The sequence below is a fragment of the Halomonas sp. TD01 genome (assembly GCF_923868895.1).
Lineage (GTDB): Bacteria > Pseudomonadota > Gammaproteobacteria > Pseudomonadales > Halomonadaceae > Vreelandella.
Genome location: NZ_OV350343.1, coordinates 1,584,181 through 1,608,840 on the forward strand (window position 1 = coordinate 1,584,181; position 24,660 = coordinate 1,608,840).

Genomic DNA, 24,660 nt, shown 5'->3' on the forward strand with positions numbered 1-24,660 from the left:
CAACTGTTAACCAGAACTGTTAACCAGGTTTGTTACGGATAAATAGATTTATTGCCGATAAATCAGCTCGGGTGGTTGGCGGGGCGAAGGCGCCGCTGAACTATTTTGACTTTGACGGTCAGTCTGACTTTCAACCTGATTCTGTAACTGCTTTGTTTGCAACTGCTTTGACTGGCGGGCATTGCGGGGGATAAGAGTCGCTTGATCGGGCGTGTTTTGGCTGTTTTCTGCGATTAAACTCTCTAACAACCCATGTTGGGGAGAGTGCTGGCATACGGGGTCAGTAGCGTTCATATCGCCGGTTAATAAATAGGCTTGGCAACGGCAGCCGCCATGGTCTTTATCGCGATCGTCGCACTGCTGGCAAAGCGTAGGCATCCACTGGGTGCCGCGAAAACGGTTGAAAGCATCGCTTTGGTACCAAATGTCTTGCAGCGACGTCTCTTTGACGTTCGGAAACGCCATTGGTAACTCCCTGGCGCTGTGGCAGGGCAACACGGCGCCGTCTGGGGCAACGGTCATAAAGATACTGCCCCAACCACCCATGCACGCTTTAGGCGCTTGCTCAAAGTAGTCTGGCACCACAAATAGTAATGACATATCGCGGCCACGTGCAGCGAGTGTTTCACGCCAGCGATTGGTTTCTGCTTCGGCACGTACCAGCTGTTCACGGGTAGGCATTAACGCCTGTCGGTTCAAAAACGCCCAGCCGTAATACTGGCAGTTGGCCAGCTCAACCGCATCCGCACCTAGTTCATCGCAGAGGGCAATCAGATCGCCAATTTGATCGATATTGTGCCGGTGCAAGACCACGTTCAAAACCATAGGATAGCCGGCTGCTTTAACGGCCTTAGCCATGGCCAACTTGTTAGCGTGGGCCTTGGCAGAACCCGCCAGTGCCTGGGCCAGTTCGGGGTCGGCGGCTTGCAGGCTAATCTGGATATGATCAAGACCTGCCTCTGCCAAGGAGTCTACCCGCTGGGCCGTGAGACCCACCCCGGAGGTCAGCAGGTTGGTATAAAAGCCTAGCTGGCGTGCTTCGCTTACCAGCGCTTCAAGGTCTTGGCGAATCAGCGGCTCGCCGCCGGAAAACCCCAACTGAGCCGCGCCCATGGCTCGGGCCTGGCGCAGCACGCTAAACCACGCGTCGGTATCCAGCTCGTTTTGGTAGCGGGTAAATGCCAGCGGGTTAGAGCAGTAAGCGCACTGCAGCGGGCAGCGGTAGGTGAGTTCCGCCAGCAGCCATAAGGGCGGTGAGGTCGCTTCAGCGGCTGGGTTACCCGTGTTTTGATTAACCATGTTGTTATTAACCACAATGAACCTCCTTCACGGCTAGCCAGCCGTTGCTGCGGGCTTCATCGATAAACTGCACGACGTCGTCTGCTAGGGTCTCCGCGCCTGGGTAGCGCTGCTGTAGAGTAGCGATAATGTCAGCGATAGATCGGTGGCCATCGACCTGTTCAAGAATTGCTCCGGCGGTCGCGCTGAGCTTGACCATGCCTTCGGGATAAAGAATAACGTGGCAGCCTTGAATGGCTTCCCACTGTAAGCGCCAACCGCGTCGCAGCTGGTAAATATCGTGATGTGATATGACGAGTTGCTGTGACATGGTGATTTCCCCAACGCTAGTCGATCATTGCCTAGTAATGTGAGTGCTCAAGCCCACGGTGATACACCGCTTCGCGGGTGACGGTGTGGTAAGGCGGGCGGTCTAACTGATAAGCCATGGTCATGGCATCCAACATGCTCCACAGCACATCGAGCTTAAATTGCAAAATGTCCAGCGCGCGCTGCTGCAGCGCCACCGTCGTACACACGCCTAAGGCGATTTCCAGGCCATGCTCGACGTCTCGGCGGGCTTCACTGAGCCGCTTACGAAAGTAGCGATAGCCTTGCTCGTTAATCCACGGGTAGTGCTGGGGCCAAGTGTCCAGGCGGTTTTGGTGGGCAAGAGGAGCAAACAGCTCGGTAAGCGATGAGATCGCTGCCTCCTGCCAGGGGGCACGGGCGACAAAGTGGCGGTAAGCATCTACCGCAAAGCGCACGCCGGGTAGCACACGCTCCTGGGAAAGCAGTGTATGACGGTGTAGCCCTACGGCTTCACCTAGGGCTAACCAGGCTTCAATCCCGCCTTCATCTCCGTCGTGGCCGTCGTGGTCAAGCAGGCGTTGCACCCATCGCCTGCGGGTAGCGGCATCTGGGCAGTTGGCCAGCAGCGCGGCATCTTTTTGGGGAATCATCAACTGGTAGTAAAAACGGTTAGCCACCCAGCCTTGCAGTTGTTCCTGGGTAAGCTCTCCGCTAGCCATCGCCTGTTGAAAGGGGTGGTTAAGATGGTAGTACTGTCCTTTATTCATCAGCGCTTCACGGAACGCCTCCCGGCTGAGTGGGGTGGCAGAAGCGCAGGGCATCATCGCTGTCAGCGCCATGATCGACCTCCTGATTGTTATTGTTGGAATATCTAATATAACTGTTGATGAGCTAGCTAACTTATATTTTCATAGATTTAATTAACCAAGAGGGTTGTTGATTAAAGTTCTTTTTATTCACATTCTGTTCTTAAAATTTATATTTACCTGAGTTGTATTTTATTAGGCTCTATTTCCCCAGTTTTTACTGGGCTACTATGTTTTAAAACCTACTAACCTAGTGCTTTTTTAATCTAATCTTCTTTGGTCTAAATTCTAATAAACTAAGATTCAATTAATCTAAGCTCTGTGAGCGTAGGCCTATAAGGTAAGTTTCATTCCGTCGTAAGCCGTTTCGATGCCTGCGGCCTGCAATGTTTTTGCGGGGCAGCTAGCGCAGTCTAAAATTGGGTTGGTGTTGTTGATATGAATCAAAATGCGCCGTGTGCTGCTGGGTAGGTCGTTCAGTAGCTCATACATACCACCGCTGCCATTGAGCGCGAGGTGACCCATCTGTTGGCCTGTAGAGGTGCCAACGCCCAGTGCCTGCATTTCGTCGTCCTCCCACAGGGTGCCATCCACCATCACCACATCAGCGGCGTTTAAGAAACGCATGGCCAGCGGTGTGGGGTTGCCAAGCCCTGGGGCGTAGCACAGCGACTGTCCGCTGCGGCGGTCAACAATGTACAGGCCTAAATTATCACCGCAGGAGGGCGCGCCGCGCCGTGGCGAGTAGGGCGGGGCATTACTGTGTAGCGCAAAGGCGGTGAGCGCGATATCTGGTAGGAAGGGAATCGAAAACTCGACAACCTCCTGATGATCCTCCAAACCAATCGGCTGCCAGCGTAGCCCGCCCCAGTGCTCCAGCATCGGGAACAACGGAAAACCGCTAGATAAATCGCGATGCACATTGGGCGTGCACCATATATCCAGCGGGCAGCCCTCTCTTAGGGAAAGTAGCCCGGTGACATGATCGATCTGGGCATCCACCAGCAGCACGCCTCGAATACCGCTGCCGCGTAGCTCGCTTGGCCATAATTCTGGGTTGGCATTGAGCTGGGTGCGAATGTCAGGGGACGCATTGCATAGCAACCACTGCTTGCCATCCACGCTCAACGCAATCGATGATTGGGTGCGAGGTTGATAATCGGCACTGCCCAGGCGAGCGTGGTAGCAGTTTGGGCAGTTGCAATTCCATTGGGGAAAACCGCCGCCTGCGGCAGCCCCAAGAACTAAAATCTGCATAGACTGGCCTTCTACGTTGGTGCTGTGGATGTGCTATGAATCCTGGGTGAAAGCCCCTACCTGATATAAACCCAATAAGGCAGGCAGGGGCCGCGGCTCAGTAGCTAGAGATTAGCGGGTAGAGATATACAGCGTTACTTCAAAGCCAAGGCGCATGTCTTGATACGTCGGTTTAGTCCACATAAGAGGCTCTCCTGCGTTGTTAAGCATGTTGTTGTGAGTGTTGTTACAAATGCTGTAGCAAGTATTGTTGCTTGTGCTACACCACATGCAGGTGTGGGCGTTGTTGGCAGTTAATCATTATTGCCCTACCCACTACTTCAGTTAAGCACTGGTAGGGTGAATTGACTGCGGTACTTTGGAAGTAGTTTTCTCTAACTTTTGGTGGGGAATCGTTGTTAAAAAGGGTAGTGTTGTAGTTAAACAACCCAATTGAATCGAAGGTTGAATAGTAACTGGCAGTCGCCGCGTTAGATCCTAAACTGCTATCTGGCGCGGCGACGCGTGTCAGTAATAATGCCCAGCGCCCAATAACCAAGGGTGAAAACGCGAGTGTTTTGGTAATGGCGCTGGAAATGGGCTAACCAAGGGAGAAAGCGTGTGAAAATAGGCGCACCGAAAGAGACAGCTCAAGGAGAAGCGCGTGTAGCGCTTACTCCTGAGAGCGCAAAGCAGCTTCAAAAGCTGGGCCATGAATGCCTGGTGGAAGCAGGCGCAGGGGCTGCCGCGGGCTTTAATGACGACACGTATCGCGACGCGGGTGTCAGCGTTGTGGAAAGCGCGGAAGCGCTGTGGCGTGATGCGGACGTGGTGATTAAAGTCCGTGAACCTTCGGAAACAGAGGCTCACTATTTGCGGGAAGGCCAGACGCTGATTGCGTTCTTCTGGCCAGCACAAAACGAAGCACTGTTGGACACCTGTAAAGCTCAGGGCGCCTCTGTTATTGCGATGGACATGGTTCCGCGTATTTCTAGAGCGCAGAAAATGGATGCGCTCTCCTCAATGGCCAACATTGCGGGCTATCGTGCGGTGATTGAGGCGGGCAATAACTTTGGTCGCTTCTTTACTGGGCAGGTAACGGCCGCGGGTAAAGTTCCTCCTGCCAAAGTATTGGTGATCGGCGCGGGTGTGGCGGGCTTGGCGGCTATTGGTACCGCGACTAGCCTTGGCGCTGTGGTGCGTGCATTTGATGTACGCCCAGAGGTGTCCGAGCAGATTGAATCCATGGGCGCTGAATTCCTGTTCCTCGATTTTGAAGATAGTCAGGACGGTTCGGAAAGCGGTGGCTATGCCTCACCCTCCAGCCCAGAGTTTCGCGAGAAACAGCTGGAATGTTTCCGCGAACAAGCACCGGATGTCGACATCGTTATCACCACGGCGCTGATTCCAGGTCGGCCCGCGCCAAAGCTGTGGCTGGAAGATATGGTCGCGGCTATGAAACCTGGCTCGGTGATTATCGACTTAGCCGCTGAAAAAGGCGGCAACTGTGATTTAACCAAGCCAGATGAGCGTGTGGTATCTGATAACGGTGTAGTGGTGGTTGGCTATACCGACTTCCCCTCACGCATGGCCACCCAGGCGTCGCTGCTTTACGCCACCAACATTCGCCATATGCTGACCGATCTCACGCCGGAGAAAGACGGCGTCATCCATCACAACATGGAAGACGATGTCATTCGCGGTGCCACGGTCACGCACCAGGGCGAAGTCACCTTCCCGCCGCCGCCGCCCAAAGTAAAAGCCATTGCCGCGGCGAAGCCAAAGAAAAAAGAGAAAGAACCAACGCCTGAAGAGAAGAAAGCAGCTGAGCTGGCCACCTTTAAAGCACAAACCAAGCGGCAAGCCGGCTTGTTGGCGGTGGGTGGCGCGTTAATGCTGTTGTTGGGTCAAATAGCCCCTGCCTCATTTATGCAGCACTTCATCGTGTTTGTATTAGCCTGTTTCATTGGCTTCCAGGTGATCTGGAAGGTGAGTCATTCGCTGCATACGCCGCTAATGGCGGTCACTAATGCCATCTCAGGCATCATTATTTTAGGGGCAATTTTGCAAATCGGCTCAGGCAGTGGCGTCGTTATCGTGCTGGCGGCCATTTCGGTACTTATTGCGTCGATTAATATCGTGGGTGGCTTCCTGGTGACACGCCGGATGCTCGCCATGTTCCAAAAATCCTAAGCGGCGGAGAAACGAGATGTTAGGACAAGGATTCGTATCTGCCGCGGCAATTGCGGCAAGTGTGTTATTTATTTTATCGCTAGGTGGCCTGAGTAATCAGGAAAAAGCCAAGCGTGCCGTGTGGTACGGCATTGTGGGTATGGCCGTAGCGGTGTTCTTTACCTCCTTCGGACCAGGTATTGGTGGCTACTGGTGGCTGATTCCGGCAATGCTGATCGGTGCTGGGATTGGTGTTTACGTGGCAGGCAAGGTCGAAATGACCGAAATGCCTCAGTTGGTAGCGGCACTACATAGTTTTGTGGGTTTGGCAGCGGTTTTTGTTGCCTGGAGCGCAGATTTAGAGCGTCGCCGGGTACTGGCAGCACAAGCCGCCGATGGCGCTATGCAAGAGTTTTCTGCCTTTGCCGCGTTGGTGGCCACGAAGGCCCCTGATGAACTGACCTTTTTGCAGATTGAAGTGGTGTTCGCCATTTTCATCGGTGCGGTGACCTTTACCGGCTCTGTGATTGCGTTCGGTAAGCTGGCGGGTAAGGTGGATGGCAAGCCTCGCCAACTGCCGGGTGGGCATATGCTCAACGCCGGTGCTGCGGCGATTTCTCTGCTGCTTGCGATTATGTACCTCAACGGCGCAGGCTTCTGGACATTAATCGTGCTGGCGGCGCTGTCGTTCTTCATTGGCTATCACCTGATTATGGGCATTGGCGGTGCAGATATGCCGGTGGTGGTGTCGATGCTGAACAGCTATTCCGGCTGGGCCGCAGCGGCGATTGGTTTCACGCTTTCCAACGATCTGTTGATTGTCACCGGCGCCCTGGTAGGTTCTTCAGGGGCGATCCTGTCTTACATTATGTGTAAGGCGATGAACCGCAACTTCGTTAACGTGATTTTGGGCGGTTTCGGTGGTGCTCAAGGGCCAGCAGCTGAAATTGAGGGCGAACAGGTCGCCATTGATGCAGGCGGTGTAGCGAGCGCTTTAAACGATGCAGATAGCGTGATTATCGTGCCGGGTTACGGCATGGCGGTAGCGCAAGCACAGAGTGCGGTAAGTGACTTAGTGCGTAAGCTGCGCGCAGCCGGTAAAACCGTGCGCTTTGGTATTCACCCGGTGGCCGGGCGTCTGCCTGGGCACATGAACGTGCTGCTCGCTGAAGCTAAAGTGCCCTACGATATCGTGCTGGAAATGGATGAGATCAACGACGACTTCCCAAGCACTGACGTGGTGATCGTGATCGGTTCCAATGACATCGTAAACCCAGCGGCCGAGGAAGATCCCAATAGCCCTATCGCCGGTATGCCGGTGTTGAAGGTGTGGGAAGCCAAGCAGGTATTTGTCAGCAAACGCGGCCAAGGCACTGGCTACTCTGGCATTGAGAACCCGCTGTTCTTCAAAGATAACACGCGGATGTTCTACGGCGATGCAAGAGATAGCTTAAATGCGCTGCTGCCGTTAATCGATTAACGTTTAGACAGCGATAGCCTTGTTGTCATAAGGGGCGGAGCGCAAAGCGCTCCGCCCCTTTTTTTACAACTAGCTTAATTGGTGTTTTCTTCGCCACTCAGTTGCCGCCAGGAACGGCGACCTAAATGGTCATTGCTAAAGCCAATGGTGATTGAACCATCGCCGTTAGGCGAGGCATTTGGGTCATCTGGATTACCCACAAATAGCTGCTCGATATTGCCATCGTTAACGCCAACCAAGCGTTCGCCAGTACCTGCTTGTAAGCCGGTAATGGCGTCGCCATTAATGGTTTCATCGCTGTCTTCTTTACCATCCCCGTTAAAGTCAAAGGTGGTCTTGCCACCGCTGCCACCCGTGTCGGCCAGAAGTGACATAAAGAAACCACTACGCCCACCGCCGCAGGGGTCGGATTCATCGGGTAACAGTGTTGAAAACCGCACCCGTCGGGGCAGGGTGCTTGAGATAGAAGGCCCGGCAATCACCCGCTCGCCAGAGGGCAGCTCCAAACGCCAGCCCCGCTGGCTGCTGGTGGGGGCCGCGTTTGTGCTAGCGCGTAAATTGAAGCCATCACGCGTCGCGTTTCCGGTGATGCGCTGTGTGGCTAAGTTGGCCGATGTAAATGAGAGGCTACGGTCAACACGGTCCTGTAAACCAATGAGCTGCTGCGTTGAGCTGTCGCCAATATCGCTACTGCGGAAGTAGCTGCCGGTGCCGAATAGCACCATCAGCGTATCAGGCGAGTTGTTGCTTAGTGTCACGGCAGGAGCCGAGGTAATTGGCTGGTCAGATCGGCCGGTGTATAGCGCGTTCACGCTACCGGTGTTGGTAAGCGGGAAACGCCACAAATTACCTGCTAAATCACCTGCGTAGGCGAAGCGGGCACCTGAAAAACTCGGCCAAGCGGTTACTGTTGGTGTGGCCAAACCATTAGGTGTCTCTCCACTGCCCGTATTGGTTTTTAAATGAGCAATGAGTTTACCGTCGGTGAGACGCACCACAAATAGCGACGCCTGATAACCGGTGCTGTTGTAGCCGTTGCCAAAAATGGCGACCCAGGTGCCATCAGTCAGCTGCGTAATAGTGGGCTCGCTAACCCCGGCACCCAGTTCTGGGTGACGAAACTCCCACAGTACGTCGGTTGTGCTCATGTTGCTGGGCTCACTAACATCTAAGGCAAATACCGTGCGGCCCCCAGCTCCCATAGTGCCTACGGCCACGGCATCCGGGCCGCCCTGGATATTGACCTCACGCACGGCAGGCGTGCCATCTACAAAGTAGCGGTGGTTATAGTCCTCGCGGGTTAGTGTACGTAGGGCGGGCGTATCACCTTGGGTAAGCTCGGCAGGCAGGTAAGCAAATAGCTCACGGCCGTTGGAAGCGTTAAAACCATGCAGCATTCCGTCGTTGGCAGCCACCAGCAGTAGCGATGCACGTGTTTCGTTACCCTGCAAAACCACGGGGCTGGCGTTGATAACATCGCCCAATAGCGCGTTGGTGCGAGGACGAAGTCCCTGAACATTGACACCCTGTAACCAACTGATTTCGGCGCTGGTGAAGCCACTATTTTCAGGCCTTAACAGGGCGCCGACGCGTTGACCATCGTCTAAGCGTTTAGACGTCAACAGGCGGCGATTGCCAGCCTGTTGAGAAAGTGTGGTTTGTGCATTCCATCGTTCGCTGCGGCTGCCATCTGGCTGAATCACCGATGCCGTTAGGCGGCCTGACCAATCGTCGCTTCTAAAACCAGCGGTAAACAGTAAATTGCCGTCTTCAAGCCCAAATTCATCGCTGTTGACCGCCGCAGAGGTGTTGGACTGGGAGGCCGCGATAATATTACCCAATACCTGCTGCATCACCTGGTTAAGTGAGGCTTCGTTGTTAGCAAAATAGGCACGTTCGGTACCACCTGCACGGGCTAGATCGCCAAGAGGGTCGTCGGACACATTGGGCAGGTTGGCAATATCTGGCGGCAGGTTAAAGCCGACAACGTAGGTTTTAACGGGGTTGGAAAGCTGCGCATTGGTGTCGTCGTAAAGTCGTTTAATAGCCGCCTCGGCGCTGGCCAGCGCGCCGCTCACGTTATTGCCTAGCGAATTACCGTTACGATCAACCGAAGGCAGACCATCGGTTAGCCAAATATTGGCGTTGACCAAACACTGCTGGGCATCGGGGTTATTGATATTAGGAATGGCGATGTTTGAGCGCTGTCCCTGATCGCTACGAAATGCGCTATTTCTCCCCGTATTATTTAAAAAGTAATCTCGAGCGGTATACATGGTGCCTTCGATAGGCGTTAAGCCCGTCGCGATTAGCGGCCAGTTCGGGTCTGTCATGGGGTTGCCTGAGCCATTCCACTCATGTCGCTGAGAGCCCAGTTTTGTTTCGATCGCCACCCAGTGCGCGTCGTTAACCGTTCCATCGGCGTTTAATCCACCAATAGGTACGTGTAAATAGCCTAAGCCTGGCGAAGAGGTGGTTCGCCATTCCCACTGGTTCAGCTGTATTGATGCGGTATGCGATCCCCAGTTAGGAATCCCCCGTTGGCGTAAGCTGTCGACTAACGGTAAGGTGAAGTTAGACCTAACGGGTGAGCTATAAGAAATGCCGTCGCCAATAAAGGGTGAGCCTGAAGAGCCACTAGTAAGGCTACGGTAACGCTCTGATAACTGATCAGACGTTGCCGTTGGGTTGGAAATACGCCGCCAGTACTCGGTGATATCGTTAGTGGGTAGACCAGTACTGAAATTCTCTTCAAACATATAGCCGGGTACGCCAACGTTAAAAAAGGCGTAAATATTTAGCCCTGGTAAGCGTGCCCGATAGCGTTTCGTGGTCGCATTCCATGCGCCTTCAAAGTCAGGGTTATACCAACTTGGGTTAGCATTGGTAGAGTATCGCGGCTCAAGCGCACGCTCAGTCAGCCGCCATACGACGGTGCTACCACTAAAGGCGTTGTCCCGTGTTCGAGAGGCAGGGTTCTGCTGGTAGGCCATCAGGCCCATATTAATATCGCCTCGGTAGCGTTCAATTAGATCATCGCCGACGCGCTTCATAATGCTCGATTTACTGAGAGGCGAGCGTGCTCCCGCAGGACAGTTAGTTGGATTTAAACTGCTGCCCTGACAGAGGGATGTTTCTCTATCACCTGGTTCACGACCCACAGCCACGCGGCCATCCAAGCCTTCCTGACCACTTTCTGAGTTATCCAAGATCAGCAGTACGTTAGGTGGAACACGGCTAACCACGTTTAACGGCGCTGATGAAATACCAGTTTGTTCTTCAGGTATCTCATAGTCTTCATCAATGGGGCCGTCATCGCCTCCACCAATCGGTGGCTCTGGCTCTGGTTCAGGCTCTGGCTCAGGTTCTGGCTCTGGTTCCGGATCTGGGTCCAGCTCTCCAGGAGGGTCTGGAGACGGCTCTTCAGGTGGCGGGTCAGGCGGGAAAACACCAGCACCTAATGACGCTGGGGTGGTATAGCCAAGCGATAGCACGAGTGCCAACGCGGCGGTCGACAAGCGGAAGAGCTCAATTTTTATAGACCTGGTTTTTATAGACCTGGTTTTTATAGAACTAGCTTTGATGGATCTTGTTTTCATGGCGCTTCCACTTGCTGCTGGCGAACATAGAGAGCTTCCAGCGTAACGCTGGTATCTTCTCCTAGCCCAAAGCCCTGCGCTTCAATGCGATAGAGCATTTCAACCAGTTCTACGCCTGCGTTGTTGGGGCGTGAGCCCAGCGGTGTCATTGGCTGCACGCGATAGCGCGGGTTGCGAGACAATTCATCAATATTCATTTGATGAGTACGCCAGCCATTACTAAAAACTATATCGTTCTGAAGCTGATTTTCAGCGTTACGCAGGGCGGCTTCCGCCGCTTGAAAAGCGACAGTGTAGTCTCGCTGGTTGGCCGCCATGCGGTCTTGAGTAATCGCCCCCTGCATAGAGGAGAGGCTGAGAATCGTGATGATAGCGAGAAAAATAAGGCTTAAAACAAGCGCCATGCCACGCTGCTGGGAACCGCCTGCACCTTTCATGCTAGCGGTTCCTCAACGAGATAGTGGTGGTGAAAGCTTGGTAAAGGCGGCCATCATCGGCGTTGAAGGCGTTATCGTCGCGAAAATTCCCGGTGGCAATCGTTGTCGCGGTGCGACGTAAATTGGCTTGATCACTTTGTACGATTAGGCTGATTCGCAGCGCACGCACTTCTTCCCACTGAGCGTTACTGAGTTGGTCAGGGGGAAGATAGGCGTCATCAATTAAGAAGGCGGTACGCAGGGCGACGACGTTACTGGCGACTATTTCGTTGTGCGGTGTCCTCTGGCTGAGATTCAAACGCATCAAAGAAGGGGGCACATCGTTTTCCGGATCTTGGCCAACATAGTAAAGCGCGCTGTTAAGGGCACTAAGAGAAACGGGTTGACCCACGCTGTAGGGGAGGATGCCTGCTCCTCCTTCGCTGCCGCTATCAACATCCATATTGTCTAGCCATTCGGTGCCTGCCGATATTTGAAGCATGTTGTCCTTACTTGAGGCGTTATAAAACACATCGCAGGTTTGTAGGCTCTGGAGAAGTACCAACTGATTGCGATACAGGCTGTCTACGTTTCGGTTGAGGGTAAAAGTGAGAGCGGAAGCGGAGGTGGCCGTATCACTAATGGTTAGCGAGTTACTAGCGAAACCGGTACGAGAGATAAGCCCACCACGAAACATGACGCTGTGCTGACTTTCCAAAGGATTGAGTAGTTGCGATGCAAAGTTGGTGCTGCTTGTATCACTCCATGCCTGGATCGCGTTATGGGCGTTTTCAGTACCGTCAATATTGCGTAGATGGTTGGTCGTTTGTGACGGCGCACAGCCGCCGCTGAAGTCCGCTTGGCGAAGTTCTTGAGCTAACGTATCCAACGCGAACCGGCCAGCGTCTTGCATATTTGCCAGCGCGGTTTGAAATCGATAGCTTTGCTGAGACGAGATAAATAGCTGTGTAGCACCGGCCATTACCAACAAACCGATAACCATTGCGACGAGCAACTCGACCAAGGTAAACCCTGATTGCGACGTAGGGTAGTGATGAGCTGTAGGCATTTGGTCGTCCATGCTACAGCTCCGACACAAGCTGAATTTGGCGCGTATTTTCAGGGGCTGAAGCGTCTGCCCAGCGTACCGTGACATTGATACGTCGATTATTGATCGTAACTCCCCCTTCACCACTGGGCAGAGCGCTAGCAAGGTCATTCACCCACTCAGCCAGGTCGTTGGCGGGAAGCCCACTACCGAGCACCGTACTGCCGATACTCAGTTCGTAGACGGCTGCTTGATCAGGATTGGCACGTACTCGATCCAGCATATCTTGGGCCATATTGGTTGCCTGAGTTTCAAAATAGGCGGCACGGTTATGTACCAGCGACTGTGTTTGTAATCCAACAACCCCTAATAAACCGATGGATAGCACCAGTAGCGCTATCAATGACTCCAGCAGAGAAATTCCACGTTGTTGTTTAGGCATGGCAGGGCTCAACGTTGAATCAATCACAGGCTTGGCGACGCGTTAATACGCGGGAGATACCGCTTGGTTCCACTCGGATACAACGGCCTCGATCGTCCAGCGTGATTGATACTTCCTGGGAGGCGAAACTTGCAGTTACAAGGCGACCCTGGCTATTAAAGGTGAAAGACTCAGGCGCACCGTTCACTGAGATATCGTGTTGGGACTGGGGCCATGTGCGCAGCGGCGTTGTGTCATCGACGACCTCCCAGCCAGCACTCCAGCCGTTGCTAACAGGCTGTAGGCGAATAGATTGGTTGCGCCTGACCGCTTCGCTGCGTGCGAAGCTTAAGGCGAGTTTGTAGTCGTTTGCCGTGGTAATAACCCGATTTTCTTGAATAATGCGTGCAAAATTAGGAATGGCGATAGTGGCGAGGGTGGCAAACAGTGCCAGCGCAACAAGCAGCTCTAACAAGGTAAAGCCCTGGGCGGAGTGCTTTGCCGTCAACATTTTGCCGTCAACATATAGTATTTCTCTGTTGGAATCTGCCGCTAGAATTACCTAAATAAGCTACTTTGATTTAACAAAATATCATAATGTGGCATGCGTCCAACTAAAAATAATCGTCACAAATAAGCGCTATTTTGACGGGCGGTATTTAAGAAAGAGGTCGCTAGCGGATATGTGTGCCAAGCTGGGTTTTAACAATCGTCCTTGCAGACCGCTGGAGGCCATTCTGAGAGACATTACTTAAGCACCTATGCTGGCAGATAGCTAAAAACTATAAAGTTGGTCGTAAAAAGCAAATTGTAGCTATCGATTGGGTGCTTTAAAACAGTGATATGTCGATGACGCACGCTTGACTGCATTCAGTGCAGCAAAATGAGTAAAAGTGCTGGCCATCTGTTTCCTTGGCAAGTCCAAGGCAAAGAGCAAGAAGGGGAGAGAAATATGAGTGGTAAATGTCCTGTAATGCATGGTGGTAATACATCTACTGGCACCTCCAACAAAGATTGGTGGCCAGAGGCGTTGAACCTCGACATCCTGCACCAGCATGATCGTAAAACTAACCCGATGGACCCAGATTTTGACTATCGGGAAGAGGTCAAAAAGCTCGATTTTGACGCCCTCAAGCAAGATGTTCATGCCTTGATGACTGACAGCCAAGCATGGTGGCCAGCCGACTGGGGCCACTACGGTGGTTTGATGATCCGCATGGCATGGCACTCTGCGGGAACATATCGTATTGCCGATGGCCGTGGCGGCGGTGGTACGGGTAGCCAGCGTTTTGCACCGTTGAACTCCTGGCCGGACAACGTCAGCCTGGACAAGGCGCGTCGTCTGCTGTGGCCAATTAAGAAAAAGTACGGCAATAAAATTAGCTGGGCTGACCTGATGATATTGGCCGGCACCGTAGCCTATGAATCTATGGGGCTGCCTGCCTACGGTTTCTCGTTTGGTCGTGAAGATATTTGGCACCCCGAAAAAGATATTTACTGGGGGGCTGAGAAAGAGTGGTTAGCGCCTTCTGATGAGCGCTACGCTGATGTTAACAAGCCGGACACCATGGAAAATCCGCTTGCAGCGGTGCAAATGGGGCTTATTTACGTTAACCCGGAAGGGGTAAACGGCCAGCCAGATCCGCTGAAGACGGCAGAGCACGTGCGTTTGACGTTTGCCCGTATGGCGATGAACGATGAAGAAACCGCCGCCCTAACAGCGGGCGGCCATACCGTGGGTAAGTGCCATGGTAATGGTGATGCCGATGCGTTGAGCGCCGAACCTGAAGCCTCTGATGTTGAGAACCAGGGTTTTGGTTGGGGCAATCCGACCATGGATGGAAAAGCGAGCAATGCCGTGACTTCAGGCATCGAAGGCGCTTGGACCACCAACCCCACTAAATTTGATATGGGCTACTTTGACCTGTTGTTTGGCTACGAGTGGGAATTAAGAAAAAGCCCTGCTGGTGCCCATCAGTGGGAGCCTGTCGACATTAAAGAAGAAGATAAGCCGGTTGATGCAACTGACCCCTCTGTTCGCCACAATCCCATCATGACTGATGCGGATATGGCGATGAAGATGGATCCGTCTTATCGCGCCATTTGCGAAAAATTCATGGCCGATCCGGAGTACTTCAAACAGACCTTCGCGAAAGCGTGGTTTAAGCTAACGCACCGTGATATGGGTCCGAAAGCACGCTATATCGGCCCAGAAGCACCGGCTGAAGACCTGATCTGGCAAGATCCCATTCCGGCTGGCAGCACCGATTACTGCGAAGAAGTGGTTAAGCAGAAAATTGCTGGGAGCGGCTTGAGCATTAGCGATATGGTCAGCACTGCGTGGGATAGCGCGCGCACTTACCGTGGTTCCGATATGCGCGGTGGCGCCAACGGTGCTCGCATTCGCCTAGCTCCTCAGAAAAATTGGCAAGGCAATGAGCCAGAGCGTCTTGCCGATGCACTCAAGGTGTATGAGCAGATCTCTGCTGATACGGGTGCCAGCATTGCTGATGTGATTGTCTTGGCGGGTAGTGTCGGTATCGAAAAAGCGGCCAAAGCAGCGGGCTACGAGGTGCGCGTACCGTTCCTCAAAGGCCGCGGTGATGCCACTGATGAGATGACTGACGTAGACTCTTTCGAGCCTTTAGAACCACTGGCCGATGGCTTCCGTAACTGGCAGAAAAAAGACTACATCGTCAAACCCGAAGAAATGTTGCTGGATCGTGCCCAACTGATGGGGCTGACCGCACCGGAAATGACCGTTCTGTTGGGCGGTATGCGCGTGCTGGGCACCAACTATGGCGGCACTAAACACGGCGTATTTACCAACCGTGAAGGCCAGTTGACCAACGACTTCTTTGTCAATTTGACCGATATGGGCAATAGCTGGAAGCCGGTGGGTAACAACGCTTATGAAATTCGTGATCGTGCCACAGATGCTGTGAAGTGGACCGCTTCTCGCGTTGACCTGGTGTTTGGTTCTAACTCACTACTGCGCTCTTACGCAGAGGTATATGCCCAGGACGATAACGGCGAGAAGTTTGTTAAAGACTTCGTGGCTGCCTGGACAAAAGTGATGAACGCAGACCGCTTCGACGTCGCGTAAATGTCACCTGCTGTACCAAGCAACACCTTCCCTGTTCTAACCCGCATCGAGAGATGCGGGTTTTTTTGCGTTGATCGTTTAATAAATTTGCTCATCTATCGCAGTTTAATACTTAAACAGCGCATATTGCTTCCGATAGGCAATTTGCGCTTGGCTGGCGCTGATGGGACGCAAACGCACCTCGGTTCCCGGTAAGCATTGAGCAAGCAGGGCGCAGGCCATGGGGGTAAGCGCACCTAAGCGTGGATAGCCGCCAATGGTTTGGCGATCATTCATCAGAATAATAGGCTGGCCATCGGGTGGGATTTGCACTGCGCCAAGGGGAATCCCTTCAGAAATAATGCCACCGAGCTTGCAATGTAGTGGCTGGCCAGTGAGACGAATACCCATGCGATCAGCGCGATTATCCACCGTCCAAGGCTGGTTAAAAGCGTTGTACAGGCTGCGTCCGGCGAAATGTGAAGCCTGCGAGCCAAGCACCATGCTGAGTTGGCAGCTTTTTTCCGGCATGGCGGGGGCTGTTCCTTCAGGCAAGCTGCGCTCACTGGGTGAGTTACCTTGCCAGGTGAGCTGGTCGCCGGTTTGTAGCGGTCTGCCGTCGTCATGAAGCCCGCCAATTTGCTCGCGGGCAGTGCAGGCACGGCTGCCCAGAATCGTTGGTGCGTCTAATCCGCCAGGAAACGCCAGATAGGCCCGTAGACCGCGACGGGGCTGGCTAAAAATGAGTGTTTGCCCGGGGCGCAGTAGAAAGCTGGTGTTAGTAGCGAGCGGTTGGCCGTCAATGGTGGCACCCAGGTCGGCTCCGGTGAGAGCCAGGCGCACCTCGGTAGTAGCGACCAGGGTGAGGTTACCGCCCATGACAATTTCTAGCGCCGCGCTGTCTGGCGCGTTACCAAGGAGCCAGTTTGCCCAGCGGAATGAAATCCAGTCGGCGGCACCCCCTTGGGTGACACCCAAATGACCTACGCCGAACCGACCCGTATCTTGAATCAGAGCCAGCGGCCCGGCTTGCTTAACGGTCAGCATTGCTTGACTCATGGCCGCTCCTCCATCGGCGTTGTATCGCCTCCTGATGCTTCGAATTCTGCTTTGCCAATCGCTTTAAAGCGTACCTTATCGCCGGGGCGCAGCAGCGGCTCACCCCGCTTAGCGTATTCAAATAGCGGCACGGCGGTGCGACCTAAAATATTCCAACCACCTGGGGAAAGAAGCGGGTAGATAGCGGTTTGTCGGTCGGCAATGCCCACACTGCCTGCTGCGACTTTGCGGCGTGGTGTTTTCAAACGTGGCGTGGCAATGCCTTCATCTACCAAACCCATAAAACCGTAGCCGGGAGCGAAACCCAACGCGAATACGCAGTAATCATGGTTGCAGTGATGCTCAATCAGGGCGTCAACGCTGAGCCCCGCGCGTTTTGCCACCAGCGGAAGCTCAGGACCAACGCTTTCGTCATACCATACGGGGATCTCATGCAGTTGGCCGTTCTGAGATTCGGCGGGCGCTAAATGGTGCAAGGCACTGCGAATCAGCGTAGTGACTTGGGAAAACGTTAGTTGATGGCAGTCGTAGTGCACCAGCAGCGTGGTGTAGGAGGGAATCAGGTCAATGAGTGCCTCGCCCAACGCATCGCGTAGGGCCTGGTCGGCAGCGATGATCCACGCCATATTGGATTCATCGATAGTATCAAACAGCCGTACCGTTAGAGCGTCCATGGCCGCTGTTTCTAAACGCAGTTTCACGCCGACTCCAGCGCCGTAAAGGCATCACGAATTGCGCGCACGGCAGCAACCGACTCAGGATTGTCGCCATGCACGCACAGGGTGTCGCAGGGCAGCAGCAACGCGCTGCCATCCCGGGCGGTCAGCGCCTCGCCTTTGGCGAGCGCCACGGCTTGCGCAACGATAGTGGCCTGATCATGATGGACCGCGCCCGCCAGACGGCGAGAGGCGAGGTGTCCGGTCGCTTCATAAGCGCGGTCTGCGAACGTTTCAAACCACAGGGTAATGCCCATTTTTTTCGCCAACTGGCGGTGAGGCTCTGGATCGGCAGTTGCCATGACCATTAGCGGAAGGCTGGCATCATAAGCACGTACCGCGCGCATGGCACCTTCCAATAACTCGAGATTCGCCGCCATGTCGTTATACATCGCCCCGTGGGGCTTGATATAGCTGAGTCTTGCGCCTTCTGCTTGGCAAATCCCAGCCAGCGCGCCGACTTGATAGAGCACCATATCTTCTACTTCGGCGGGCGAGCAGGCCATGGAGCGACGACCAAATCCCATTAAATCGGGGTAGCCGGGGTGGGCGCCAATACGAACGCCATGCTGACTGGCCAAGGCAACCGTGCGCCGCATAACATGGGGATCAGAAGCGTGGTAACCACAGGCAATGTTGGCACAGTCAACGTGAGGCATCACCTCGGTATCTAAGCCAATCGACCAATTACCGAAGCTTTCGCCCATATCGCAGTTCAGCAGTGGGATTGCCATGTTGTCTCCTAGTCTGTTTTTAATTTATTGGAATAACTTGTTCATTAACAGCGAGTTGTTAGTTAACAGCGTTGGCAAAGAACGCTTATTTTTAATAATAGAGTGCTAATGTTAAAGAATTTCTTGTGACGATGTGGTTATCAGCGCTTGTTATGAATGCTTGTTGTAAATAATTAGCTTGGTTATCACTGTGATGTCTTAAAACCAATATATGAACCTATCTTGTTAAGTTCCAATCGTTTTTAGCGATACTTAGTATCGGTGCTTCCTATCATGCTGTTATTTATTGGGAAAATGGTTGACGCTAGGGGGGAATACGATTATCAAATAAATAAAGCGACTCGATAAAAGATTATAAAAAAACGCTCACGCCAGCCCTGACGAATATGCGCAGTTTCAACAATAATCGGCGGTCAGTGAGTGGTTTTGAGGAGTGAAGCATGCAAATGTCGGCCATGGGTCAGCTTGTCAGCGTTCAGCCTGTTATCGTGGATAACATCACTATGCTGGCCCCAAGATTGCATTACACAGCAATGCGACCATTTCACCCAGTGACACATTGCGTTAGGGAGCGGCACTGCGCGCGACGTTACCTGTGCGGTGTAGGAGTCCCTGTCGATGTTACTGCAACCGTTGGTTAGGCAAATGTATGCTTGATTTCAAAGAGCTAGACGCCTTTGTGTGGGCGGTAAAGCTGGGTTCTTTTCGTAAAGCGGCGGTACGCCTGCATATTACGCAGCCTTCCGTTTCTGAGCGTATCTCGCGCCTGGAAAGCACCGTAGGTGAGCTATTGCTTGAGCGCTCAGCACGTCCGATTCAGCCAACTATGCGTGGACGTGAATTTTTTCTGCATGCTGAACGCATACTGCACCAGCGTGATGAGGCACTAAAGCTGTTCGACAGCGCAGAGACGTTTTCTGCGCCTCTTCGGCTCGGCACCATCGAAACTATTGCCCATAGCTGGTTTCCTGCATTTATTCAGCAGCTTACTGAGCGCTTTCCAGAGCTCATTATTGAGCTAACGGTTGATTACTCTCCGGTTCTTAATGATCGGCTTATGCGCAACGAGCTTGATATTTTGCTGGCAATGAATGGTTACTCGGCCCCAGAGCAAATTGAGTGCGATACGTTAAGCCCTTACGAGATGGGTATGTTTATCTCACCTCGCCATGCCGCGTTGCTAAGCGAACACCCCAATGCTTGGTGCCAGTCGTTGCCGTTTATTTCCTTTGGCAGGCAGGCTCGCCCTTATGAAGAGCTAGTGCGTTACCTTTCAGACGTGGGCGTTCAGCAGCCTCGTATCCATAGCGTAAGCACATTGATGACCATTGCACGGATGACGATGGAAGGGCTGGGAATTGGTGCACTACCCGTCGCTACTGTATTAGATGAGTGGCGTCGAGGTGATCTATACCGTTTAGCGCTACCCATTCCTTTGCCGCCTATGAACTATGATGTGATATGGCGCAGTGCAAATCATCCTCGTTTTTGTCGCAGCGTGGGCCGTATCGCCCAAGAGTGTGCATCTGACTACGCCAGAGCGCGGCGCGCTGACATGGCAAGCACTTGTTTCACCGGCCGCTGGGTTCAACCTAGCGCAACCCCTGCCACCCCCGAAGCAATACCTCGATTAACCTGAACTTCCATTAATATGAATAAGAGGACGTCCCCATGCATAAACGTATAACAACGCCATTACTGCTAGTGACCGCTTGCAGCCTTGCCGCTACAGCGACCGCTCATGCGGCTGAATGGACCATGGCAACGCCTTATGGTGATGCAAGCTTCCATACCCAGAACAACAAACAGTTTGCTGAGGATGTGGCTGAGGCAACAAACGGTGACTTAACCATTACGGTGCACAGCGGTGGTTCACTGGTCTCTCATGGTGAAATTAAACCGTCGGTGCGTCGCGGCACTATCGATGCTGGTGAAGTGTTCCTCTCTATTCTTTCCAATGATGACCCTATTTTCGAAGTCGATACGTTGCCGGGTGTCGCCGGTAGTTATGAAGATGCCTATGCCTTATGGGAAGCCACGAAACCGATGATTGCTGAGTTATTTGCCTATGAAGGCATGGTTCCTTTGTATGCAGTGGCTTGGCCAGCCCAGGGCATTTACACCTCAGCGCCGCTAACGGACCCCGATCAGTTTGATGGCCTGCGGGTGCGTGCGCCGAATATTAATACTCAGCGCTTCGTTGATAATTTAGGCGGAAGCCCGACGGAAACTGAAGAGTCTGATATTCCTACCGCGTTTAGCACCGGTCGTGTGGATGCCATGATTACCTCAAGCTCTACCGGTAACTCCATGGCTGCCTGGGACTACGTGACCGACTACACCGATGCCAACTTGTGGCTGCCTAAAAATATTGTGTTTATGAGTCAGCGTAGCTTTGACCGTTTAGATGAAGCCACCCAAGACGCGCTGATGGAAGCTGCTGCTCGGGCTGAAGAGCGTGGCTGGCAAATGAGCCGTGAGAACAATGAAACTAGCCTGGAAGCACTGAGGGAAAATGGCATTTCAGTTTCCCAGCCTAATGATGCGGTCTCTGCTGCCCTGCAAGCGGCGGGTGATGAGCTGTTTGCTGATTGGGAATCCCGTGCTGACGACGAAGCAAAACAAGCCTTAGAAAGCTATCGCGAACAGCGCGATAACTAAAGTTTACTAACTAAGGCTGGCTTAAAGGGCGGCTACGTTTGTCGCCCTTCCCACCCACGCGCTCAATGAGACTGCGAACATGATGTTTAAATTCGACAAACTCTACCGCCTCGGTGCCTGGGGTGCAGCGGCGTGTATGGTGGCTATTTGTGCACTTATCGCACTGCAGGTCACGTTTCGGTTAGTAGATGCGCTGCTTGTTTTGGTTGGCCTTAGCCGACTCGGCGTGAGCATCACCGGTGTTTCTGAAATGGCGTCTTATTTGTTAGTAGGAGCAACGTTTCTTGGGCTTGCCTACACCTTTGTTCACCATGCGCATATTCGGGTAACACTGCTTATCTCCCGCCTACCTGCTGCCATACGCGTCTGGTTTGAGGTGTTTGGGCTACTCATTGCGGTAGTGATCAGCTTTTTACTGACCTATGGCTTGATTGGATTGGCAAGGGAAAGCCTTCAGTACAACGATGTTTCGTCAGGCTTTTTATCTATTCCCTTGTGGATACCTCAATCGGTACTGGTCGTTGGGGTAGGGCTTTTGGCATTGGCGCTTATGGAAGCCTTGTGGATAGCGCTACGTATTGCCATCCGTGACCCTGCGAGCTTCCGTGAAGTGACCGCCATCGACGACAACGAAGCGCATTAAGACGCTACCCGGGAGACACCCTCGTGCTATTACTCAGTTTGGCTACCATCTTTACCCTTGTGGTGCTGTTAGGCAGTGGCGTCTGGATTGCCTTTGCCCTAATTGGAACTGCTTGGGTTGCCCTTCAGTTTTTTAGTCCCTTTGACCCCGGCCCTATTCTTGCCTCGGATTTTTGGGGAGCAAGTTATGGCTGGGATTTAACGGCGTTGCCGATGTTTATCTGGATGGGTGAGATTCTGTTTCGTTCAGGTCTTGCCGACAATATGTTTCGTGGCTTGTCGCCCTGGTTAAATCGCCTGCCGGGACGTTTGCTTCACACCAATATCATTGGCAGTGGAATGTTTGCCGCGGTATGTGGTTCTTCAGCGGCGACCTGTGCAACGGTGGGTAAAATGACCCTGCCGGAACTCGAACGCCGCGGCTATGACAGCAACATGGCGATTGGTACGTTGGCTAGCGCATCAACGCTGGGCTTGCTGATTCCGCCTTCCATCGTGCTGATTGTTTATGGCGTGGTGACTGAGCAGTCCATTACCCGGCTATTTATGGCAGGGATTGGGCCAGGGCTAATGATTTTAGCCATGTTTATGACCTATCTGGTGCTGTGGGCCCTGTTGAAGGGTAATCGAAACGGGTTAACCGGTGCTGATGAGTCGGGTATGAGCTTTGTTGAAAAGCTGCGCAATACCTGGTCGCTGGTGCCAATTCTGCTGCTGATTGGCGGTATTATCGTATCGATTTATGGAGGCTTGGCATCACCAACAGAAGCCGCTGCGGTAGGCGTTGTGCTATCGATGGTCATTGCGCATTTTAATGGCCACTTTAATCGAGACATCTTTACCAGCTCGTTATTTGCGGCGGTGCGTACCGCTTGCATGATTGCCTTTATTATTGCTGGCGCGTCATTTCTGACCTCTGCGATGGGCTTTACTCAAGTGCCTATGCAGTTAGCTCGCACGATTGGTGAAATGGGTCTATCTCCCACGATGCTGCTGGTGGCTTTAACGGTGCTGCTGCTGATCATGGGCTGTTTTTTGGATGGTATTTCGCTGATTTTGTTAGTAACGGCCATTATTATGCCGGTGGTTAGCGCCGCTGGGTTTGATCTGATCTGGTTTGGTATCTATCTGGTGATTGTGGTCGAGATGTCACAAATTACGCCGCCCGTGGGTTTTAACCTATTTGTGATTCAAGGACTTACTGGTAAAGATATTGTCACCATCACGAAAGCCACGCTGCCCTTCTTCCTACTGATGTTGCTGGCGATTGCCTTCATGCATCTCTTCCCTGAGATCGCTTTGTATCTGCCCCAGGCAATGAACAGATAGCAGAAAATTAACGGTCAATCTTGGCCATGTACGGAGATGCCCCGGCGGCCAGAGCGTTTGATGAAATACATGCTCTGGTCGGCGGCATCTATCAGCTCACGTTCATTGCTGAAATTACCATCGCTTAAACACGCTATGCCCATAGAAGCGGTTATATACAGTGCTTCTTGGTCAATTTTCAACATAGGTTGTTCGTTTAAATGCAGAGCAATTCGTTCGGCTAACTGTCTAGCGGTCTGAGCTGTCTCATCGGGCAAGATAATTAAAAACTCTTCACCGCCATAGCGCCCAGCCAAGTCGCCTGAACGAGTTAGTGACGCTAGCGTTTTGCCAAAACGTTCTAGAATCAAGTCGCCTGTCTGGTGACCATATTGGTCGTTAAGTACTTTGAAGTGATCTAAATCGATAAACACGACTGACATCGTGCGGCCTTGCTCATTGCAAAGCGCAAAACGTTCCTGGAGCTGTTCTTCTAACCAGGCGCGGTTAGCCAATTGAGTCAGTGGGTCAATGCGGCTACGTTCTTCTAATGCAGAATTATGCAGCTGTAGTGTGTTCAACTGCTGCTGCTGAGCATCTAATCGTGCGGTGAGTGTTAATGCGTGTTGATAGAGTAGTTGTTGTGCGTCTTCCAGTAGCGTATGACTATCCACAGGCACTGGCACTGTGAGATCCAAAATATCAGTTAATAAATCAATTTGTTCGGGCAGCTGATGGAAAAGTGCTTCGATTGCATTCGTGGTCAGCGTTTCTGTGACCGCTAACTGTTTAAGCAACATTGCTAAGGCGGTACTTGGCTCAGGGCTGAGCCAAGCATCGGCGATTGAACCGGATAAACGTAGACAGAGTGTTGCCATGTCATCGGTTAAAAAGCCATCATGGCTTTGGTAAATAGCGTGCACGATTGGGGACGGTAAACCCCACTTTGCGGCTAACCAAGCGCCGATCCGCGTATGGTCACTGCCGAAGCGACGGCGTTCAGCGTTGACCAACCGTGCGTGAGGTATTTGATGTTCCGCGTATAGTGTTTCGGCTTCGTCTGGGTAGGTGGTGAGGATCGCCAGAATGCCAATATCTTGTAGCAGGGCAAGCGTGAACACGCTGCCTACCTTTTCGGGACAGAGTTGGTGAGCCAGCTTGCTTGCTACCACGGCTGCAACAATGACGCGGCGCCATGTTTGTAGAGCCGCATTCTCAGCGGGTGGCCAAGGAAACAGAGTGAAGCTCAATACGGTGGCAAGCGTTGCGTCTAACCCCAGTCGCTGTGTTGCTTCCAAGCTGGTTTGTGCAGGATGAGCTGAGCGAAGGTAGTGCACGCTATTGGCGGCCGCAATAAGGCGAGCCGTTAACCCAGGGTCACGTTCAATGACGCGAGCATAGTCGCTTAGAGGAGCCCGGGGAGAACGCGCTACTTCAAGCACTTGCATGGCAACAGCAGGCAGCGAAGGTAGGTTAGCAGCCCGTAATAACGCGTTACTAAGAAAATCGGGCAGCTCATTAGTGAGCGAGGCATAAAGTGTTTCGTTTACTGCTGAAAGGCCCGTCATGTTATCTCCCAACGTGCTGTCCAGCGTAGCGAGCAGCCACTAAGTTATGTGCTAAGCGATCAATCATAGAGTCTGCGTGTGTTAGCAGTGTCATATGTAGGCATTGTAAATCAGTAAAA

The 24,660-nt window shown here is 52.8% G+C and carries 21 protein-coding genes; 7 read left to right on the forward strand and 14 right to left on the reverse strand.

What is annotated here, in order from left to right; all coding sequences use genetic code 11:
- Positions 1 to 48: 48 nt before the first annotated feature.
- The 5 genes from pqqE to pqqA form a co-directional block, all read right to left on the reverse strand.
- The gene (gene pqqE / locus L1X57_RS07395; RefSeq protein ID WP_234668050.1) at positions 49 to 1,299 is read right to left on the reverse strand and encodes a pyrroloquinoline quinone biosynthesis protein PqqE; all 1,251 of its coding nucleotides are present in this window, start codon (positions 1,297 to 1,299) and stop codon (positions 49 to 51) included.
- A 7-nt stretch (positions 1,300 to 1,306) separates the two neighbouring features.
- The gene (gene pqqD / locus L1X57_RS07400; RefSeq protein WP_009722993.1) at positions 1,307 to 1,609 is read right to left on the reverse strand and encodes a pyrroloquinoline quinone biosynthesis peptide chaperone PqqD; all 303 of its coding nucleotides are present in this window, start codon (positions 1,607 to 1,609) and stop codon (positions 1,307 to 1,309) included.
- A 31-nt stretch (positions 1,610 to 1,640) separates the two neighbouring features.
- Positions 1,641 to 2,429 carry a pyrroloquinoline-quinone synthase PqqC gene (gene pqqC / locus L1X57_RS07405; protein WP_009722992.1) on the reverse strand — a complete coding sequence of 263 codons (789 nt, stop codon included), beginning with the start codon at positions 2,427 to 2,429 and terminating at the stop codon, positions 1,641 to 1,643.
- Positions 2,430 to 2,729: 300 nt separating this feature from the next.
- Positions 2,730 to 3,653: a pyrroloquinoline quinone biosynthesis protein PqqB gene (gene pqqB / locus L1X57_RS07410; protein ID WP_009722991.1), complete on the reverse strand. Its 924-nt coding sequence runs from the start codon at positions 3,651 to 3,653 to the stop codon at positions 2,730 to 2,732.
- A 111-nt stretch (positions 3,654 to 3,764) separates the two neighbouring features.
- Positions 3,765 to 3,836 (reverse strand): pyrroloquinoline quinone precursor peptide PqqA, encoded by a 72-nt coding sequence (gene pqqA / locus L1X57_RS18795; protein ID WP_009722990.1) that lies wholly within the window; start codon positions 3,834 to 3,836, stop codon positions 3,765 to 3,767.
- Positions 3,837 to 4,253: 417 nt separating this feature from the next.
- Between pqqA and L1X57_RS07415 the strand changes: the two genes are divergently transcribed.
- Together L1X57_RS07415 and L1X57_RS07420 are read left to right on the forward strand one after the other, a co-directional pair.
- Positions 4,254 to 5,825 carry a Re/Si-specific NAD(P)(+) transhydrogenase subunit alpha gene (locus L1X57_RS07415; protein WP_009722989.1) on the forward strand — a complete coding sequence of 524 codons (1,572 nt, stop codon included), beginning with the start codon at positions 4,254 to 4,256 and terminating at the stop codon, positions 5,823 to 5,825.
- 16 nt (positions 5,826 to 5,841) lie between these two features.
- A complete protein-coding gene (locus L1X57_RS07420) occupies positions 5,842 to 7,284 on the forward strand; it encodes an NAD(P)(+) transhydrogenase (Re/Si-specific) subunit beta (RefSeq protein ID WP_234667998.1) in 1,443 nt (480 codons plus the stop codon).
- Positions 7,285 to 7,358: 74 nt separating this feature from the next.
- Here L1X57_RS07420 and L1X57_RS07425 read toward each other — a convergent pair whose 3' ends face one another.
- The 5 genes from L1X57_RS07425 to L1X57_RS07445 all read right to left on the reverse strand — a co-directional run bounded on the left by L1X57_RS07425 (position 7,359) and on the right by L1X57_RS07445 (position 13,279).
- Positions 7,359 to 10,802: a pilus assembly protein gene (locus L1X57_RS07425; protein ID WP_009722986.1), complete on the reverse strand. Its 3,444-nt coding sequence runs from the start codon at positions 10,800 to 10,802 to the stop codon at positions 7,359 to 7,361.
- A 77-nt stretch (positions 10,803 to 10,879) separates the two neighbouring features.
- Positions 10,880 to 11,320: a pilus assembly PilX family protein gene (locus L1X57_RS07430; protein WP_009722985.1), complete on the reverse strand. Its 441-nt coding sequence runs from the start codon at positions 11,318 to 11,320 to the stop codon at positions 10,880 to 10,882.
- 1 nt (position 11,321) lies between these two features.
- Positions 11,322 to 12,380 carry a PilW family protein gene (locus L1X57_RS07435; RefSeq protein WP_009722984.1) on the reverse strand — a complete coding sequence of 353 codons (1,059 nt, stop codon included), beginning with the start codon at positions 12,378 to 12,380 and terminating at the stop codon, positions 11,322 to 11,324.
- A 1-nt stretch (position 12,381) separates the two neighbouring features.
- Positions 12,382 to 12,789 carry a type IV pilus modification protein PilV gene (gene pilV / locus L1X57_RS07440; RefSeq protein ID WP_009722983.1) on the reverse strand — a complete coding sequence of 136 codons (408 nt, stop codon included), beginning with the start codon at positions 12,787 to 12,789 and terminating at the stop codon, positions 12,382 to 12,384.
- A gap of 19 nt (positions 12,790 to 12,808) precedes the next feature.
- Positions 12,809 to 13,279 (reverse strand): GspH/FimT family pseudopilin, encoded by a 471-nt coding sequence (locus L1X57_RS07445; protein ID WP_009722982.1) that lies wholly within the window; start codon positions 13,277 to 13,279, stop codon positions 12,809 to 12,811.
- A gap of 441 nt (positions 13,280 to 13,720) precedes the next feature.
- On the opposite strand from L1X57_RS07445, the gene katG reads away from it, so the two are divergent.
- Positions 13,721 to 15,874, forward strand: a complete 2,154-nt coding sequence (katG, locus tag L1X57_RS07450; RefSeq protein WP_009722981.1) for a catalase/peroxidase HPI — start codon at positions 13,721 to 13,723, stop codon at positions 15,872 to 15,874.
- 105 nt (positions 15,875 to 15,979) lie between these two features.
- Here katG and L1X57_RS07455 read toward each other — a convergent pair whose 3' ends face one another.
- The 3 genes from L1X57_RS07455 to L1X57_RS07465 are packed head-to-tail and all read right to left on the reverse strand — an operon-like array spanning position 15,980 to position 18,362.
- Positions 15,980 to 16,912 carry a biotin-dependent carboxyltransferase family protein gene (locus L1X57_RS07455; RefSeq protein ID WP_009722980.1) on the reverse strand — a complete coding sequence of 311 codons (933 nt, stop codon included), beginning with the start codon at positions 16,910 to 16,912 and terminating at the stop codon, positions 15,980 to 15,982.
- Positions 16,909 to 17,613, reverse strand: a complete 705-nt coding sequence (gene pxpB, locus L1X57_RS07460; protein WP_009722979.1) for a 5-oxoprolinase subunit PxpB — start codon at positions 17,611 to 17,613, stop codon at positions 16,909 to 16,911. Before pxpB ends, L1X57_RS07455 begins: the two co-directional genes overlap by 4 nt.
- Positions 17,610 to 18,362, reverse strand: coding sequence for a 5-oxoprolinase subunit PxpA (locus tag L1X57_RS07465; protein ID WP_009722978.1), 753 nt, complete (start codon positions 18,360 to 18,362; stop codon positions 17,610 to 17,612). Before L1X57_RS07465 ends, pxpB begins: the two co-directional genes overlap by 4 nt.
- 649 nt (positions 18,363 to 19,011) lie before the next feature.
- On the opposite strand from L1X57_RS07465, the gene L1X57_RS07470 reads away from it, so the two are divergent.
- The 4 genes from L1X57_RS07470 (at position 19,012) to L1X57_RS07485 (ending at position 22,994) form a co-directional block, all read left to right on the forward strand.
- A complete protein-coding gene (locus L1X57_RS07470) occupies positions 19,012 to 20,001 on the forward strand; it encodes a LysR family transcriptional regulator (protein WP_009722977.1) in 990 nt (329 codons plus the stop codon).
- 32 nt (positions 20,002 to 20,033) lie between these two features.
- Positions 20,034 to 21,023, forward strand: a complete 990-nt coding sequence (locus L1X57_RS07475; protein ID WP_009722976.1) for a TRAP transporter substrate-binding protein — start codon at positions 20,034 to 20,036, stop codon at positions 21,021 to 21,023.
- A 79-nt stretch (positions 21,024 to 21,102) separates the two neighbouring features.
- Positions 21,103 to 21,666, forward strand: a complete 564-nt coding sequence (locus L1X57_RS07480) for a TRAP transporter small permease (protein WP_009722975.1) — start codon at positions 21,103 to 21,105, stop codon at positions 21,664 to 21,666.
- Between the two features lie 23 nt (positions 21,667 to 21,689).
- A complete protein-coding gene (locus L1X57_RS07485; RefSeq protein ID WP_009722974.1) occupies positions 21,690 to 22,994 on the forward strand; it encodes a TRAP transporter large permease in 1,305 nt (434 codons plus the stop codon).
- 14 nt (positions 22,995 to 23,008) lie between these two features.
- On the opposite strand, the gene L1X57_RS07490 is transcribed toward L1X57_RS07485, so the two are convergent.
- Positions 23,009 to 24,541 (reverse strand): GGDEF domain-containing protein, encoded by a 1,533-nt coding sequence (locus tag L1X57_RS07490; protein ID WP_234668000.1) that lies wholly within the window; start codon positions 24,539 to 24,541, stop codon positions 23,009 to 23,011.
- Positions 24,542 to 24,660: the final 119 nt, after the last annotated feature.

Excerpts from the sequence above, each read along its gene's own strand:
- pqqE (WP_234668050.1), bottom strand. The coding sequence starts at position 1,299 with ATGGTTAATCAAAACACGGGTAACCCAGCCGCTGAAGCGACCTCACCG.
- pqqD (WP_009722993.1), bottom strand. The coding sequence starts at position 1,609 with ATGTCACAGCAACTCGTCATATCACATCACGATATTTACCAGCTGCGA.
- pqqC (WP_009722992.1), bottom strand. The coding sequence starts at position 2,429 with ATGGCGCTGACAGCGATGATGCCCTGCGCTTCTGCCACCCCACTCAGC.
- pqqB (WP_009722991.1), bottom strand. The coding sequence starts at position 3,653 with ATGCAGATTTTAGTTCTTGGGGCTGCCGCAGGCGGCGGTTTTCCCCAA.
- L1X57_RS07420 (WP_234667998.1), top strand. The coding sequence starts at position 5,842 with ATGTTAGGACAAGGATTCGTATCTGCCGCGGCAATTGCGGCAAGTGTG.
- L1X57_RS07430 (WP_009722985.1), bottom strand. The coding sequence starts at position 11,320 with ATGAAAGGTGCAGGCGGTTCCCAGCAGCGTGGCATGGCGCTTGTTTTA.
- L1X57_RS07435 (WP_009722984.1), bottom strand. The coding sequence starts at position 12,380 with ATGGACGACCAAATGCCTACAGCTCATCACTACCCTACGTCGCAATCA.
- pilV (WP_009722983.1), bottom strand. The coding sequence starts at position 12,789 with ATGCCTAAACAACAACGTGGAATTTCTCTGCTGGAGTCATTGATAGCG.
- L1X57_RS07445 (WP_009722982.1), bottom strand. The coding sequence starts at position 13,279 with ATGTTGACGGCAAAGCACTCCGCCCAGGGCTTTACCTTGTTAGAGCTG.
- katG (WP_009722981.1), top strand. The coding sequence starts at position 13,721 with ATGAGTGGTAAATGTCCTGTAATGCATGGTGGTAATACATCTACTGGC.
- L1X57_RS07455 (WP_009722980.1), bottom strand. The coding sequence starts at position 16,912 with ATGAGTCAAGCAATGCTGACCGTTAAGCAAGCCGGGCCGCTGGCTCTG.
- L1X57_RS07465 (WP_009722978.1), bottom strand. The coding sequence starts at position 18,362 with ATGGCAATCCCACTGCTGAACTGCGATATGGGCGAAAGCTTCGGTAAT.
- L1X57_RS07470 (WP_009722977.1), top strand. The coding sequence starts at position 19,012 with ATGCTTGATTTCAAAGAGCTAGACGCCTTTGTGTGGGCGGTAAAGCTG.
- L1X57_RS07475 (WP_009722976.1), top strand. The coding sequence starts at position 20,034 with ATGCATAAACGTATAACAACGCCATTACTGCTAGTGACCGCTTGCAGC.
- L1X57_RS07480 (WP_009722975.1), top strand. The coding sequence starts at position 21,103 with ATGATGTTTAAATTCGACAAACTCTACCGCCTCGGTGCCTGGGGTGCA.
- L1X57_RS07490 (WP_234668000.1), bottom strand. The coding sequence starts at position 24,541 with ATGACGGGCCTTTCAGCAGTAAACGAAACACTTTATGCCTCGCTCACT.